This is a genomic window from Acinetobacter sp. YH12064 (assembly GCF_013419735.1).
GTDB classification, from domain to species: domain Bacteria; phylum Pseudomonadota; class Gammaproteobacteria; order Pseudomonadales; family Moraxellaceae; genus Acinetobacter; species Acinetobacter amyesii.
In genome coordinates, this window is sequence record NZ_VOZP01000007.1 from 18,258 (window position 1) to 34,245 (window position 15,988).

12 protein-coding genes are annotated in these 15,988 nt (G+C 41.3%); 4 read left to right on the plus strand and 8 right to left on the minus strand.

Features of this window, described 5'->3' with window-relative positions; translation table 11 throughout:
• Positions 1-82 precede the first annotated feature (82 nt).
• Positions 83-877: a thioesterase family protein gene (locus tag FTU13_RS08395; protein ID WP_180121162.1), complete on the minus strand. Its 795-nt coding sequence runs from the start codon at positions 875-877 to the stop codon at positions 83-85.
• A gap of 136 nt (positions 878-1,013) precedes the next feature.
• Positions 1,014-2,813 carry an excinuclease ABC subunit UvrC gene (gene uvrC, locus FTU13_RS08400; RefSeq protein ID WP_180127515.1) on the minus strand — a complete coding sequence of 600 codons (1,800 nt, stop codon included), beginning with the start codon at positions 2,811-2,813 and terminating at the stop codon, positions 1,014-1,016.
• Between the two features lie 178 nt (positions 2,814-2,991).
• On the opposite strand from uvrC, the gene FTU13_RS08405 reads away from it, so the two are divergent.
• A complete protein-coding gene (locus tag FTU13_RS08405) occupies positions 2,992-4,050 on the plus strand; it encodes an AAA family ATPase (RefSeq protein ID WP_180127317.1) in 1,059 nt (352 codons plus the stop codon).
• 52 nt (positions 4,051-4,102) lie between these two features.
• Here the strand turns inward: FTU13_RS08405 and FTU13_RS08410 are convergent, their stop codons facing one another.
• The 3 genes from FTU13_RS08410 to lpxO form a co-directional block, all read right to left on the minus strand.
• Positions 4,103-4,513 carry a PH domain-containing protein gene (locus tag FTU13_RS08410; protein WP_180025935.1) on the minus strand — a complete coding sequence of 137 codons (411 nt, stop codon included), beginning with the start codon at positions 4,511-4,513 and terminating at the stop codon, positions 4,103-4,105.
• Positions 4,514-4,694: 181 nt separating this feature from the next.
• Positions 4,695-5,777, minus strand: a complete 1,083-nt coding sequence (locus FTU13_RS08415) for a diguanylate cyclase domain-containing protein (RefSeq protein ID WP_180127319.1) — start codon at positions 5,775-5,777, stop codon at positions 4,695-4,697.
• 382 nt (positions 5,778-6,159) lie between these two features.
• Positions 6,160-7,074, minus strand: a complete 915-nt coding sequence (lpxO, locus tag FTU13_RS08420) for a lipid A hydroxylase LpxO (RefSeq protein ID WP_180127321.1) — start codon at positions 7,072-7,074, stop codon at positions 6,160-6,162.
• A 473-nt stretch (positions 7,075-7,547) separates the two neighbouring features.
• Here lpxO and fadB point away from each other — a divergent pair, with 473 nt between their 5' ends.
• Complete coding sequence (gene fadB / locus FTU13_RS08425; protein ID WP_180078002.1) at positions 7,548-9,701, plus strand: fatty acid oxidation complex subunit alpha FadB; 2,154 nt, start codon at positions 7,548-7,550, stop codon at positions 9,699-9,701.
• 12 nt (positions 9,702-9,713) lie between these two features.
• Complete coding sequence (gene fadA / locus FTU13_RS08430; RefSeq protein WP_180036233.1) at positions 9,714-10,886, plus strand: acetyl-CoA C-acyltransferase FadA; 1,173 nt, start codon at positions 9,714-9,716, stop codon at positions 10,884-10,886.
• Positions 10,887-10,921: 35 nt separating this feature from the next.
• Here the strand turns inward: fadA and FTU13_RS08435 are convergent, their stop codons facing one another.
• Both FTU13_RS08435 and tehB read right to left on the minus strand, forming a co-directional pair.
• Positions 10,922-12,478, minus strand: coding sequence for an SIR2 family protein (locus FTU13_RS08435; RefSeq protein ID WP_180127323.1), 1,557 nt, complete (start codon positions 12,476-12,478; stop codon positions 10,922-10,924).
• Positions 12,479-12,712: 234 nt separating this feature from the next.
• On the minus strand, positions 12,713-13,591 hold the full coding sequence (gene tehB, locus FTU13_RS08440) for an SAM-dependent methyltransferase TehB (protein WP_180127325.1): 879 nt from the start codon (positions 13,589-13,591) through the stop codon (positions 12,713-12,715).
• A gap of 297 nt (positions 13,592-13,888) precedes the next feature.
• Here tehB and FTU13_RS08445 point away from each other — a divergent pair, with 297 nt between their 5' ends.
• Positions 13,889-14,509 (plus strand): hypothetical protein, encoded by a 621-nt coding sequence (locus FTU13_RS08445; RefSeq protein WP_180127327.1) that lies wholly within the window; start codon positions 13,889-13,891, stop codon positions 14,507-14,509.
• A gap of 54 nt (positions 14,510-14,563) precedes the next feature.
• On the opposite strand, the gene FTU13_RS08450 is transcribed toward FTU13_RS08445, so the two are convergent.
• Positions 14,564-15,925: a GGDEF domain-containing protein gene (locus FTU13_RS08450; protein WP_180127329.1), complete on the minus strand. Its 1,362-nt coding sequence runs from the start codon at positions 15,923-15,925 to the stop codon at positions 14,564-14,566.
• Positions 15,926-15,988: the final 63 nt, after the last annotated feature.

Here is a 15,988-nt window from a genome sequence, read left to right on the forward strand (position 1 = left end):
TGCACGATGAAAATGCAAAATAATTTGAGGATTTATCCATCGTTAGTTGCACTCACTTTATACGAAATGCCCCGCAGTGTCACTAGGCAAACACCGTAACAGTCTGTCGCGCAATCGCAATCAACTGGTCATTTTCATCCCATAAATGAGCATATTCCGTAGCGTAACCATCCGCTGCATAATCGGTAAATACTTTATATTTAAACCAATTATGTAAGTTCGATTGCAAGGGATGCACATAGGTCAACGTCCACGTTAAAGAACTCGCAGGTGCCATGGTTTTGTACATAGGCAGCACGCCGGGCGGCCACATATCCATCGAGACCAGTAAATCAGCTACGGTCATCTTACGGTTATCGTGGCGTTCTGGATTAAAACGCATCCAACCACTAAAGTCAGGCTTTTGACTTGCTGTACACGGATACTGCCCATCTACCCAGGCCAAATCCATTTGCTGAAAGCACTGGGGTGCAAGTGGATGATGTTCGGCTATCTTTAAGCTGCTCACTTCAGGAAAATCGGGTGCTTGACGCTCCTGATTGACGACAATGCTTGATTCACGTGGAACACCAAAGCTCGCCAATAAAATGCTTTGTACGGCATCATCTTGCCAAATTCGAACTTCGATGGTGGTGACGGATTTGCCCTGTCTTAAAATTTCCGCACTTAAACGCACGGGCGCCAATTGTACTGGCCCAACAAAGGTCACATTACAACTGAGTAAACGTCGCTGCGGATCTGCAATGATGGCAACGGCTTTGTGCATCATCATGCCAGCCACTAAGCCGCCATAGATCGTACGCCCTTGCAACCATCCTTCTGGAATCTCAACCCATTCATTGTGTTCAATATGTTGATACAACTGTGCGAGTGACATCATCATCCCTGATCATATTTTTGATTTTTATATCATTGTATAAAAATTAAATGATGTGAATGATCAGTGACTCATGCGTCAATGAGCATTTTGGCAAATTCAGACTTGATGCGTCATCGATTGGGCTTAGTTCGCGCTATTCATGCAGGATTTTATAAATGGTGCGCGCCATCACATCGCCTAATCCCGGTACAAGTTTTAAATCATTTTCCGAAGCTTTGAGTACCCCCTGAATGCCACCAAAATGGGTCAACAGATCCCGACGACGTTTTGGCCCTAAGCCCGGAATCACCTCAAGTACCGATGAGCCGCGCTTTTTATCTCGTTTCGCTCGGTGTTTGGTAATAGCAAAGCGGTGGGCTTCATCACGAACCTGTTGAATCAAATGCAGGGCTTTATGGTCTTCGGGCAATTGAATTTTTTCACCATCGGTAAAGTGCAAAGTTTCCAAACCTGGTTTACGCCCCTCACCTTTGGACACCCCGACCATAAAGGCATCGAGCTCGAGCTCCTGCATGACTTCCATCGCCATGTGTAATTGACCTTTGCCTCCGTCAATTAATAGCAAATCGGGCAACATATGCTTTTTATAGCGGCGGGTCAGTGCTTGACGCATGGCAGCATAATCATCGCCTTCGGTAATGTCATTGATGGAAAATTGGCGATAGTCGCGCTTTCTTGCACCGCCAGCATCAAAGACCACACAAGACGCGATAGTTGCCTCCCCCATAGTGTGAGAAATATCAAAACACTCAATACTGTCAATTGGTCGCCCTACCACTTGTTCTAACTGATGAAAACGTTCATTCAATTCAAAATGATCAGCCAGTTTACCTTTAATCGCATGCTGCACATTCATTTGTGCAAGCTCTTGCCATTCGGCACGAGTTTCTCGCACTTTATGTTTGATTTGAATTTTTTTATCAAAGTGCTGATGTAGTGCATCTTCCATGTCTTTGCGATCTGGAATATCGACATTAATGATGAGTTCCGCAGGGATTTCGTCTGCCACCTGAAAGTAAAAATTGGCAATAAAATCTGAGAGCATTTGCCCCAAATCATCGCCCAACATGTCAGGGAAATAACTCTTTCCGCCGAGCATTTTGCCATTGCGCACATGCATGATTTGCACACAGGTCACACCGGCTTGATATGCAATGGCAATGATATCGGCCTCACCTTTGACTTTATAAATCGCTTGCTGAGTTTGTACATCACGCAGCAGTGCCATACGATCACGATAAAACACCGCCTTTTCAAACTCCAAAGCTTCGGCCGCAGCTTCCATTTTCCCAATCAGCTCTTGATTAAGCTCTTTAGTGTCGCCTTGTAAAAACCGAATCGAGTTATTGACATCTTCTTTGTAATCTTCGGGTGAGATCAACCCCACACAAGGCGCGGAACAACGTTTAATTTGGTATTGCAAGCATGGTCGTTTGCGCTGCGAAAAATAGCTATTTTCACACTGACGCACATTAAACAATTTTTGCAGCACCACCAAAGTATCACGCGCGTTATAAGCACTCGGATAAGGCCCAAAAAACTTACCAGCTTGATGCTTACCTTTCCCACGTCCTGCGGCAATTCGTGGATAGGGTTTATCGGCAGAGATAAAAATATAAACATAAGACTTATCATCACGCAGCATGATGTTATACGGCGGACGATGCAACTTAATCAGGTTTTGTTCGAGCAATAGGGCTTCCGTTTCAGAACGCACCACCAAGGTTTCAATATCATAAATACGGGCGACCAAGGCTTGCGTCTTGGGATGCTCAATGGTTTTCACAAAATAACTCGACACACGATTTTTTAAATTCTTTGCTTTACCCACATACAGCAACTCACCGCCTTTACCCAGCATGCGGTAAACACCGGGTAGAGTCGTCATATTGGCAAGAATTTTTTCAATATGTTCGCGTGCGTTTTCGTTCACTTTTGCCTTGTTCCATCTTCGATATTGCTCTTTGACATGATGTGATGCTTTTACCTGCATTTTCAAGCAATCCCGCAAATTTATTGTTGCTCATAGCAATGATCTGATTGCTAAAAGCTATTAATGCAAAATTCTAAATTTGCTATGCTCAAAACATCCCGCTTTAGGAACATGATGCATGACGAACGCCAATCCCGCCATCCATGTCGTACACCCGACAACTTCGACGCATAGCACTGCTGAAAAAAACCGTTTGATGGGTAAGCCGCGTTTTCATTTTGAACCGCATGACGTTATGCAACGCTTAAAGCAACGGATCATTGGACAAGAAGCAGCATTAGACGAAATTGAAAAAATGCTGCATGTGGTCAAGGCTGATTTTTCCAGTCCTGAACGACCGCTCTCCGTAACATTAATGCTTGGACCGACAGGTGTTGGTAAAACCGAAACTGTGCGTTTAATCAGTGAAGTGATTTATGGCCGACCTGATGCCTTTTGCCGTATTGATATGAACACGCTCGCACAGGAACATTATGCGGCTGCCATTACTGGTGCGCCTCCGGGCTATGTCGGTTCTAAAGAAGGCCATAGTTTATTTGATGAAGTTGCCATAGCAGGTAGTCATACCCGTCCGGGCATCGTGCTTTTTGATGAACTGGAAAAAGCGTCAACCGAAGTGCTTCGCGGCTTAATGAATGTGCTAGATAGCGGAAAATTAACCCTAACCTCAGGTACAAAAACCATCGACTTTCGTAATTGTATGATCTTTATGACCAGCAATGTCGGTGCACAAGCGGCACAGCAATATCTAGATAAGTTAAATTTTTTGCCCGAAAAAATACAAAAGGTTTGTCTCAAGCGCGTGCCGGTCAGCAGCATCATTGAAAAAGTTATGCAACGTCAATTTGACCCTGAATTTATTAACCGTATTGACCGTGTACTGCAATATCAACCCGTTCAAGATGATGCCTTGCCCCGTTTGGTGGAGATTGAACTGGAAAAACTTAATCAACGCCTACAACATCAAAAACGCAGTATCAAACTCACAGATGCAGCCAAAGCACATTTTTATCAGAACCATGATATTCGTTATGGCGCACGACATTTAGCACGAAAAATACGAGTAGAACTTGAGCCAATTTTGGCGATGTATTTTTTACAGTATCCTGAACAAACTCAATTACACTTAGATGCACAACACGACAAGTTGGTGATCACCGACGAACTTAATTCATAAAAAAGCACGTGATCGCGTGCTTTCTATTGATTTTAAGCAACCAAATTGATAATCAACTTAAGTTGATGCCCAATGCCTGCGCAAAAGCTTGCTGGTCTTTGGGTGAAACCATGACAAATTTGGCTTTCCCCTCCTGCACATATTCGATTTTTAAACGTTTAATCGAAAGCGCAGGCGCAGCAGATAAATCCTGACTTGGACTAACGCGCTGAATTTCGACCAATGGAATACGCCAACGCACAAACATGCTGCGGATATTCAAATGTGTTTTCGTGATTTGATAACGCGTATTGAAAGGCCACCATAAAATCAGCACCGTCAACACGTACACGGCGGTATGAACAGGATATTGCTGCATGGTACCTTTAGCTTGCATCGTCAGTAATAATTGAATGAGCAAGCCACTCATACAAATAATAAATGCGACCACCCACCAATCTTTTTTTGAACGAAAAACTTGCATCTTATCCCCCATCAACAGCTTTTATTCTATACAAGATTTTGAAGGATGCATCTGCTATTTCAGCTTTATTTTTTGCAGGAAATAAGCGTATTTATCACATTATTTCCAGGAAGATTAAGACCCATTTAGCTCAAGTTTTGCAATTCATCCATTGTCATTTTTGACATTCTCTAGGCTCAGATCACGCTTCTTTCGACATAGGTTGTTCCTGCAAACGTTTATAATTCTTTTTCTCTTGATACATTTTAGCATCGGCTTGTTGTACTAAGCTCATCGCATCTACATAGCCTTGCTGATGGTCTGTTTGACACAACCCAATACTTAAACTTAAGCTTGCTTCCATTTCAGCCACCGCTTCTAATAAACGCGGGATAAAACTCCCTTCCACATGCTTTTCACTACATCCGGGCAAGACCAAACAAAATTCGTCTCCGCCATAACGGAAGCAATGATCATCCGAACGTGCAACCGACTTTATGGCCGCAGCAACCATTTGTAGTACCTGATCTCCACGTGGATGACCTTGTTCATCATTGATCTTTTTAAAATCATTGATATCAATAAACACTACTGTCACAGGTTCATGATTACGCTGTGCGGTATATAAAATACTGGTCAATAAGGTCGATAAATGCCGGACATTTAACAGTCCTGTTAATGGATCGCGCTGTGAAAGCTCTTCCATTTCTTGTGCACGAAACTCTAGCGCATGCGCATACTGTTCCATTTTTTCACGGGAGATCTTCACCTCATTAATCAAACTCCATACATAGGTTTCCACCACCAATGTAGTATCGAACATAAAGAGCTTTTCCAACGTGTTAATAATCCGCTGATATTGTTCCGTATCATTAAAGGTACGCTGAATTAAGCGAAACAACATGGTCTTTAGGGTATGTACCGCAGAGAGATACAACTTCGGCTCTACACCAATGCGCTTATGAACCAAACCAATCCGTAAACGGTTATTCACATACGCGCTGTCATAGCGCCCGGAAAATAAATCCAATAAATATTGATGCTGCGCGCGTTGCAAACGCTTCAAGGTATCAAGATCACCAATCAAAGTGGCAATTTCTGGAATTGAGGTCTGATTTTCATAAAATTCATCAACCATACTGTCGAGTATTGGCGCCACAATTCCACCAATCGAAGCCAGTTCCGCCAGCTCTAAATCAGTCAAGCCAAGCAACTGTTTACGTCGTTCTATATCTTGCATCGAAATATGCATTTGATGCATCAATGTTTGGTTGGTTGCTTTCATGAATCGGATCCCCTTCCCACCAAATCAATCCCTTCAGGCGTTTACACAGGGTTTCTATGCAGTAGGTCTTCATGCCTGCATGCAAAGCTTCCACCGTTTTCACCCTTGGGTTTTGGCTATCATTGATGATGACGCTTTTCTTTCAGCTCAACGGTTTTGCATGGGCTTAAGTTCGGACGTCAACATCATATTCCTCGTCTATTGGCTCATTTTTTCTGGCTTATTCTGATTCTGGCTTATTTTGGCTAACACGATTCCTGTATTTAGCTGATTTGCTCTGCATAATTATTTTTATTCTGCTTCCACGATAACTGATATTTCACTGACTGTCAGCATAAAAAAACGCCCCTAAGGGCGCATTTTTTCGATATTTATTCCACTTTTAAAATAAATATGGACGTACAAAAATCAGGAAGAACAGCCCCAACATCAGGAACCACTTTAAAAAGTAATACAGTGAACGATTGGTTTTTTTCAAGGCTTTGGCTTTTATGCGAATTTGATAGACATAGCCAAATACTTTATTTAAACCACCTGTTTTATCACCGCTTTCATTCGGTGAACTTGCAGCAGTCATGACATTTTTACCAAACCAATGGTTAAAAGCTTCCATCCACTTTGACTTTAATGGCCGTTCAACATCTGCAAAGAAAATGATCCGGTTCTGATCCGTTTTATTTTCAGCATAGTGAATATAAGTTTCATCAAACACCACACTCTCGCCGTCACGCCATGAGTACCGCTGACCATCGACATCAATAAAACAACGGTCATCATTGGGCGTCAGTAAGCCCAAGTGATAACGCAATGAACCTGCATAGGGGTCACGATGACGAACTAAACGACTGTCGGGCGCCAACTCAGTAAACATCGCGGCTTTAATAGTGGGTAAATTTTTTAACAAGGCCGTAGTTTTTGGGCAAAGTTCAGCAGCCGAAGGATGAGCTGAGTCATACCATTTTAAATAAAAGCGTTTCCAACCTGTTTTAAAGAACGAGTTAAATCCAAGGTCATCATAAGTACTCGATGCTTTGATGCCCCCTTTTTCATACAAGGCCTTGGCTTCATCACGAATCATTTCCCAGTTTTCATCTAAGACTTTTAAATCTTTAAAATGCTGCGTGTCGATATAGGGTTGACTCGGCACTTTTGAAAACATGTACATGAGAAAATTGATCGGTGCGAGCAATGTCGAATGATCAAAAAACTGACGATAAAATGAATGACGGACTTTACCGCGTTGCTGGATATAAAGCGCAGAAATGACAAAGACCGCCAGGATAATCCACTTAATCATATGAGGACCTGGTGCTAATAAGCATTGTGCTTAATGAAAAATTAACTTTTTTGAGAACGCGGCGAGTATAGCATAGTGCTCAGTGACGCTTAAATAAGCAGCATAGAACACTGTGTCTCACCAAAGATGAATGACAATGTTAAAAGTGAATTGACCATTCTGCCGAAAAATACACTTGCTTTTTTCTTGAATTTTTCATTCGCATCTCAATCTATAGCTTACATTTATAAAAAAATGTGAACTGAAACATAAGCTTCAACATATTTAATTAGAGCGATAGCGTTTAAAGGCAGACCCGAAGGCTATTTCCAAAAGAAATTTTGATGACCCTAGCGTCACGGCTTGATACAACTTGTTATGTTCTTTTTAGATATAGTTATCGTAAGATTAGCGAGGCATAAAGTGTACGCAGGAACCGCGTACTCGCTTCACAACATCAACTTAGAAGTCCTCCAAAATAAAGGAGATCAGGCATGATCCACGCTGGCAATGCCATTACCGTCCAAATGCTTTCGGACGGAATTGCAGAATTCCGCTTTGACTTACAAGGTGAGTCGGTCAACAAGTTTAACCGCGCAACAATTGAAGATTTTAAAGCTGCAATTGACGCTGTTAAAGCAAACGGTGACATCAAAGGTTTAATCGTTACTTCAGGTAAATCTACATTTATCGTGGGTGCAGATATCACTGAATTCGGTGACAACTTCGCTCAAGGCGAACAAGCGATTGTGGATTGGGCATTGCCTGTTCACGACATCTTCAATGCGTTTGAAGATCTAAACGTTCCTAAAGTTGCTGCAATCAATGGTATGGCATTGGGCGGCGGTTTTGAAATGTGCTTAGTGTGTGACTATCGTGTGATGTCAGAAGCTGCACAAGTTGGCCTTCCAGAAATCAAACTGGGTATCTACCCTGGTTTTGGTGGTACGGTTCGTTTAAGCCGCGTGATTGGTATCGACAATGCGGTTGAATGGATGGCAATGGCTGCACCGAAAAAGCCGGCTGCTGCGCTCAAAGACGGTGCTGTTGATGCAGTTGTTGCTGCAGACAAACTACAAGACGCTGCAATTGACCTTGTGAAACAAGCGATTGCTGGCCGTGTAGACTGGAAAGCAAAACGTCAAGAAAAATTAGATCCTGTTAAATTGAACATGCTTGAACAAATGATGGCATTCAATACAGCGAAAGGTGCAGTGCTTGCTAAAGCAAACCCTGCACAATACCCAGCGCCAAAACTTCTTCTAGACTCATTACAAGCAGGTGCAAGCCTTCCACGTGATGAAGCATTGAAAATCGAAGCGCAAGGTTTTGCTAAAGCGGCTGTGACTCCACAAGCAGGTGCGTTAATTGGTTTATTCCTTAACGACCAAATTGTGAAGAAAACTTCGAAGAAATATGAAAAAGGTGCTCACCCTGTCAACCAAGCCGCTGTATTAGGCGCGGGTATCATGGGTGGTGGTATTGCTTACCAAGCGGCAAGCAAAGGCACACCAATCATCATGAAAGACATTGGTAACCCACAATTGGCGTTAGGTATGTCTGAAGCGAACAAATTGTTGACTAAACAAGTTGATCGCAAAAAAATGACTGCGGCGAAAATGGGTGAAACTCTTGCGCGTATCCGTCCGACTTTAAGCTATGACGAGTTTAAAGAAGTGGACATCGTGATTGAAGCAGTTACAGAGAACCCTAAAGTTAAGGGTATCGTACTTGCTGAAACTGAGAAGAATGTTCGTGAAAACACGATCATTGCGTCTAACACATCAACCATTTCAATCACACGTTTGGCTGAAAACCTACAACGTCCTGAAAACTTCGTAGGTATGCACTTCTTTAACCCAGTTCACATGATGCCATTGGTTGAAGTGATCCGTGGTGAGAAAACATCTGCTGAGGCAATCGCAACGACTGTGGTTCTTGCTCAGAAGATGGGTAAAACCCCAATCGTTGTCAATGACTGCCCGGGCTTCCTTGTAAACCGCGTATTGTTCCCTTACTTTGGTGCATTTGACCTTCTATTGAAAGACGGTGCTGACTTCCAACAAGTCGACAAAGTCATGGAAAAATTCGGCTGGCCAATGGGTCCTGCTTACCTCATCGACGTTGTGGGTATCGACACAGGCGTACACGGTGCGGAAGTAATGGCAGAAGGTTTCCCTGACCGCATGAAGCCTGACTTCAAAGGTTCAATTCAAACAATGTACGAAGCAAAACGTTTGGGTCAAAAGAACGACGTTGGTTTCTACAAATACGAACTTGACCGTAAAGGTAAGAAAGCCAAAGTGGTTGATCCAGTGGCTTACGAACTTGTGGCTTCTGTTGCAACTGCGGAAAAACGTGAATTTGATGCGCAAGAAATCATTGACCGTATGATGCTGACGTTCTGTAACGAAACTGTTCGTTGCCTAGAAGACAATATCGTAGCGACTGCTGCTGAAGCAGATATGGCGATGATCATGGGTGTAGGTTTCCCTCCATTCCGTGGTGGTCCATGCCGTTACATCGACCAAACAGGTGTCGCTGAATACGTAGCGCTTTGCGACAAATATGCGTATTTAGGTAAGGCTTATGAAGCGCCACAAATGTTGCGTGACATGGCTGCAAACAACAAAAAATTCTACGGTTAAGGAGCAACGTGAATGGCTACTTTAAATCCACGTGACGTTGTCATCGTTGATGGCGTACGTTCAGCAATGGGTAAAACCAAAAATGGTATGTTCCGTAACGTACGTGCTGACAGCTTATCTGCTGAATTAGTACGTGCGCTTGTTGCTCGTAACCAGTTTGATACCAATGAAGTTGAAGACGTAATCTGGGGCTGTGTAAACCAAACCCTAGAGCAAGGTATGAACATTGGTCGTAACATTGCGTTATTGGCTGATCTTCCAAAGACTGTTGCAGGTCAAACAGTGAACCGTCTTTGTGGTTCTTCTATGCAAGCAATCCACACAGCGGCTGCGCAAATTGCAACCAACCAAGGTGATATCTTCATCATTGGTGGTGTAGAGCACATGGGTCACGTTGGCATGATGCACGGCATCGACATCAACCCAGAAGCGTCTAAGCACTATGCAAAAGCGTCTAACATGATGGGCTTAACGGCTGAAATGTTAGGTCGTATGAACGGTATTTCTCGTGAAGAACAAGATGCGTTTGGTGTTGAATCACACCGCCGTGCTTGGGCTGCAACACAAGAAGGTCGTTTCAAAAATGAAATCGTGGGCGTTGAAGGTCACGATGCAAATGGCTTCAAAATTCTGTGCGATATCGATGAAGTGATTCGTCCTGATGCAAACCTTGAAGCATTCCAAGCTTTACGCCCAGTATTCGACCCGAAAGGCGGTACAGTAACTGCTGCAACATCTTCAGCTTTGTCTGATGGTGCTTCTGCAATGTTGCTGATGTCTGCTGAACGTGCTCAAGCATTAGGTCTTAAGCCACGTGCTGTAATTCGTTCTATGGCGGTTGCAGGCTGTGATGCTGCGATCATGGGTTATGGTCCTGTACCAGCAACTCAAAAAGCGCTTAAACGTGCTGGCTTGTCAATTGCTGACATCCAAACGTTTGAATTGAATGAAGCGTTCGCAGCACAAGGTTTGTCTGTTCTTAAAGGCTTAGGCATTTATGACCAACAAGACCGTGTGAACTTGAACGGTGGTGCGATTGCATTGGGTCACCCATTGGGTTGTTCTGGTGCGCGTATCACAACGACTTTGCTGAACGTCATGGAACAGCAAGATACGCAAATCGGTCTTGCGACGATGTGTATCGGTCTTGGTCAAGGTATCGCGACTATTATCGAACGTGTTTAATGTTTAGTTAAATACTGAGATAAAAGAAACCCCGCTTATTGCGGGGTTTTTTTATATTTAAGTAAATCATAAATACAAAGCAAATTTTTAAATTCTGTTTTCTCTTTAAAATCTTTAAACTTACTAATTAGATAATCTCTCAATTCTAAAATATTAGCTTGGCTAGGATTTTCTATAATAAACAAACATAAGTAATTCACCTTTCCAGTATCAGCATAGTTTGTTCCTAAAATATGCTTTATTGATTCAAATTTATTCTTTTTAAAACTTTTTTGATAAGATTGAGCAACTTTCCCTTTAAAAAATTTCATATCTCTTTTTGAAAACTTAGTTAAATTTTCACCTAAATCATGTTTATTTATGTTTATCTGGGATAAATATTTTTGAATTGGTAAATACGTTGTTTCATAACTTAAACTTGATAAACATGAAATCATATCATTAGGATCAATTTTTAAATCATCAAATAATAAGTCCTTTAGCACCATTTCTAAGTCTATTCTTTTGATTCCAACTTTACCTAAATAACTATTCTGTGCAACTCCAAAACCAGCAACGAATTCGATTTCTTTACCAGCTTTAATTATCTCATCAATATCTGTTGGGCAATACAATTTCTTCTCAGGTGATTCACCCTGTACTATCTGATAAAACTGCTCTCTAAAAATACGTAAAATATGAGCAGGAATTTTTCTTTCTTTATCCTGTAATGCTAAGTAAATTTTCCCAAAGTCATTTGTTTTAATTTGAGTAATAGGGATACTTTTCCCTTCTTCAAATGAAAAATGCGTATTAGAAATTGAATCTTCATCACCGTGTGAACGATTTATAAAGATCAAATTTTTTGCAAGTTTTTGCTTATGCTCATCATTAGTCATCATTGCAGAAATTGAACATAAGATGGATTTTATATTTTCATCATGTAAAGAATAGCCTATAAATAAAATTGGATGCTCTAAAAAAATTGATAAAAGTTTTGCTGCTAAGTAAGGGTTCTTCTTGTGAAAATCTTCATAATCAGATTTAGTTAAAACTAGTGACTTAGGGTCTGAACAACATCCATGAATTTTATAAATTTCGGCAATTTTTTGAGGGTTTGAAAATAATAAATCGCTTTGACCGATATAAACTTTATATTTATCATCAATAAATATATTTTCTAAAAGCAAATCCCAATTTGTTGTAATAATCCCATCAATAATTGTCTTTTTAGAAGTAAGTATATTTAATTCTTCTTGATGCTTCTTCTCATCCAAAATTACAGCATTTAAATACTCACAAATATCATGTCTAAGTGGTGAAGATATATGTGTATGCCATTCAGGGCGATTTGCTATTTCCTCGGAAGTTGGTAATGACCACCAATATTCAGAATAGGGTTCAGCCATTTTTTCAGCTGCTAAAGCCAAATCACCATTACTTTCACTTACATAACGAATAAATCCAGTCGGTAATTTTGCCCCAAATTTACTTAATAACCCTTTCCAATCCTCTAAACCTAAATACCTTCTAGAAAAACCAGAACCAATAAATAAGAATGGAGCTGTAGGACTATCTTTAATTATGCCTTTCAAACTTTCAGTTATATCCACAACACCCTCTAAATATTATAAAATTCAATAAAATAGCCATATTAAACTTACAATATTTAAAATTCTACTTATCTAAAAGCAAACTTTAGTAGGTATTGAAATACATACTGAACGTTCCTTCTCCCTTTGGGAGAAGGTTAGGATGAGGGGGCATTTTTAATAAAATCCTCACCCTAGCCCTCTCCTTAAAAAGGAGAGGGAATTTCCATTGTGAAATCAATAAATTTTCAAAAATTATTGTGAAACCCGCTGCGCCAACAAAGTCGCAAAATGCTGCTTAATCCGATTGCCTTGCTCATCCACCCGATGCAGCTCACCGACATTTTCATTGTATTTCACAATATTCCAGCCCTCATAAAGCGCACTTAACTCCCCTGCTTTAAACGCAAAAGGAAAGTCAGGCTGCGCAGGCAGATCAGGCGTATCCATCGCGCAAACGATCAGTTTATAACCATTGATATTTGTCGCTTGCTGCATCTGCTGAATCAGCGGCTTGACTGTATTGGCCTCTAAAAACATCATCACCACGGTACAGCAAATAAAGTCGTATGTACCTGCAATGCTTGGGTCAGCGTTTAGATCACGCTGCTGTACATGAATATTTTCAATGCCTTCCGCAGCGATCACCTCTTGCAGCTTGTGCAAACTGTGTGGATTGACATCCCATGCATCCACCTCAAAACGCTGCTCAGACAACTGACTTAAGTACAGCGAATTACGCCCCTGACCACAGCCGACATCCAAAGCTCGACCACCTTGCAAATATGGTGTCGCTGCCAAAATCTCTGAATGTGTTGGGCTGAGCTGATACTTCTTATAAAAATAATCCTGTGCTAAACAATAAAAACTTAACTGACATTGCACATCATCACTCGCAGAGATAATCTTGTGCCACGCCTGTGGTTCTATAAACGGCGGTGGTAGGTCTGGACTAAATACATGCGTCGAGAGGACATTTCCAGACGCATCTAACATGGCAAAATTTACTTCACCTTGCAGCACGGTGAGTTTTGCCCATGTGCCTGCTTTGGTATTGTGCTGTTGTTTAAAACCTTGTGGAATCGACTGCTGCGTCCACACAGGGAGCTGTTTATAACAAATAAGCTGCTGCATCTGACGTTATCCCTCATGCGACGTTATTTTTATGCCATACCAATGGCGGAAATGTATATTCACCATAACGGCTTTAACAGTGATTTTAAATCAGCTTTGAATTGAAAATTTCGAATGCTGTGCAATGCACGCTGTTTTTGTTTGTTTTTCTCCGTAACACCATGTTATTCGTTTGTAACATTGGTGGAATATTCACACAATCAAATCACTCACTCTGTGCCGTGTAACCTAAGCGCTGTTGATAAGGCATAAAATTTACAATGCCTTATTTTAACTAAGTTTTATAGAGTGATGACTATGAACGCGATCAAAACTACTTTAGCTGTTGCTTTAGTTGCTGCTACAACTTCTGCTATGGCAACTACTGCTGTAGAACAAAAACCTGTGACTGCTGTTGAAGCTGTAAAAGCTCAAGCTGCACAAGCGAAAACTGCAACTGTAGCTACTGCTCAAGCAACTAAAGATGCTGCTAAAACTCAAGTGGCTGTTGCAGAAAAAGCGACTCAAACTAAAACTTTAACAGTGAAAGAAACTACTAAAGCAAAAAATGCTGACATGAAAAAAGCAGTTGTAGAAAAAGCAGCAGCAACTAAAGAAACTGCAGTTGCAGCAAAAGATGCAACTGTAGCAAAAACTGTAGCGGCTAAAGACGCTGTTGTTGCGAACACTGTTGCAGCAAAAGACGCGACTGTAGCAAAAACTGTAGCAACTAAAGATGCTGTCGTTGCAAAAACTGTTGAAGCAAAAGATGCAGCTGTAGAAAAAGCAACTAATGCAAAAGAAGCTGTTGAAACTAAAACTGAAGAAGTAAAAGCTGAAGCGAAAAAAGACTGCGCTAAAAAATGTGCAGAGAAAAAAGCTGAAGCAGCAAAAGCTGAGAAAAAAGGGTTCTTTTCTTGGTTCAAAAAAGCAGCTTAATCATTGATTAAATGCTAAAAAAGATGCCTTCACGGCATCTTTTTTTTTGCCCATTTAGACTGCAATACTGCTTTCTGCTAACGGAATAATCTTTTGATAAACAAACTGATTTTTCCCTTGTGATTTCGCCTGATATAGGCAGGCATCGACATGCTGTAGAGTCGTGGAGTAATTAGACAAACTCAACTGTTGAAACTCGGCCAAGCCCATACTAAAGCTGACATCAAGCCTTAATTGATCTTTTCGAAACGGTACATGTTCGCAGCGTTCCAAAATTGTTTCACACAACATTTTACCCTGCTCCAAATCTGCACCTTCGAGCAAAATTAAAAATTCTTCACCGCCCCAGCGACTGATAAAACTCGCGCGTGGACTACAATTTTTTAAGATTTTTGCCAAATGCACCAAAACACTATCCCCCATTTGGTGCCCATATTGATCATTAATTTTTTTAAAATTATCGACATCGAGCAAAATGACACAGCCTTTATCAACCGCACCCTCTATAAATATTTGTTCTTTAAAGGCATGGCGATTTTTCAGCCCCGTCAACTCATCGCAAAAACTCACACGTTGCAAAGCCAAATAAAGGCTTTTATTTCGTGCATACAGCTCACAAATAAACAGAAAAATGATCAGATAAATACCCAATGCCAAACGATAAGAACTGATCCGCGAAAGCATATGTACTTGTGCATCTGACCAATATTCCCCAGCCAATGGCATGGCACCATACCAGCCACAGATCAGCGTCATTAAGCCAATCAGCCAGCAAAAAGTTTTGAGGTCGTATTTGATCGCGTAATAACACATCAATAAAGGCAAGACCATGCAAGCATAGAAGATCTGATCATTTGAGATCACATATTGCACGGCCAATGCCACGATCAGATAGCCATAATCCATCCACGGTACATTCATCCAGCGCTGAACACCAAATAATAAACACACCACAGCCAAACTTGTTGCAAATTGCTCTAGAAAATAATCAACAAAGGCAAAGTATTGGTTGTCCATCTGAAAGCATGCCACGAACAACAGACTGCCTGCAAAAGCACCCACGATACTCGGAACAGCTAACATCAGGGTTCGTTTAAAGCGGCGCTTTTTTAAATGGCTCAGTGCCAAATAGGCTTTAATAAATACCCAAATTTGAAATGCCGAAATCGCACACAGGAGAAATTTATCTTCTAAAGTTTTGGCGGGATCGACCATCAGCGAAGCCACAAAGATCGCACTAAAAGCATAGAGCACGATCAGTAAATCGTGGCTTAAATGCTTCCGCACTAAAATCATGCCATAGGCCGCGAATACATTTACCACCCAAACAGGGCTAATGAATAATTCATAGGTATAGCCTATCGACACCAATGAAACCGCACATATGGCAAGCCATAACAGTATTAATTTTTTCATACGCTAAAAAAATCGTCTCTAAAAATGGCGATAAACCTTTCATTCAAAGCCAATCGGTCTAAG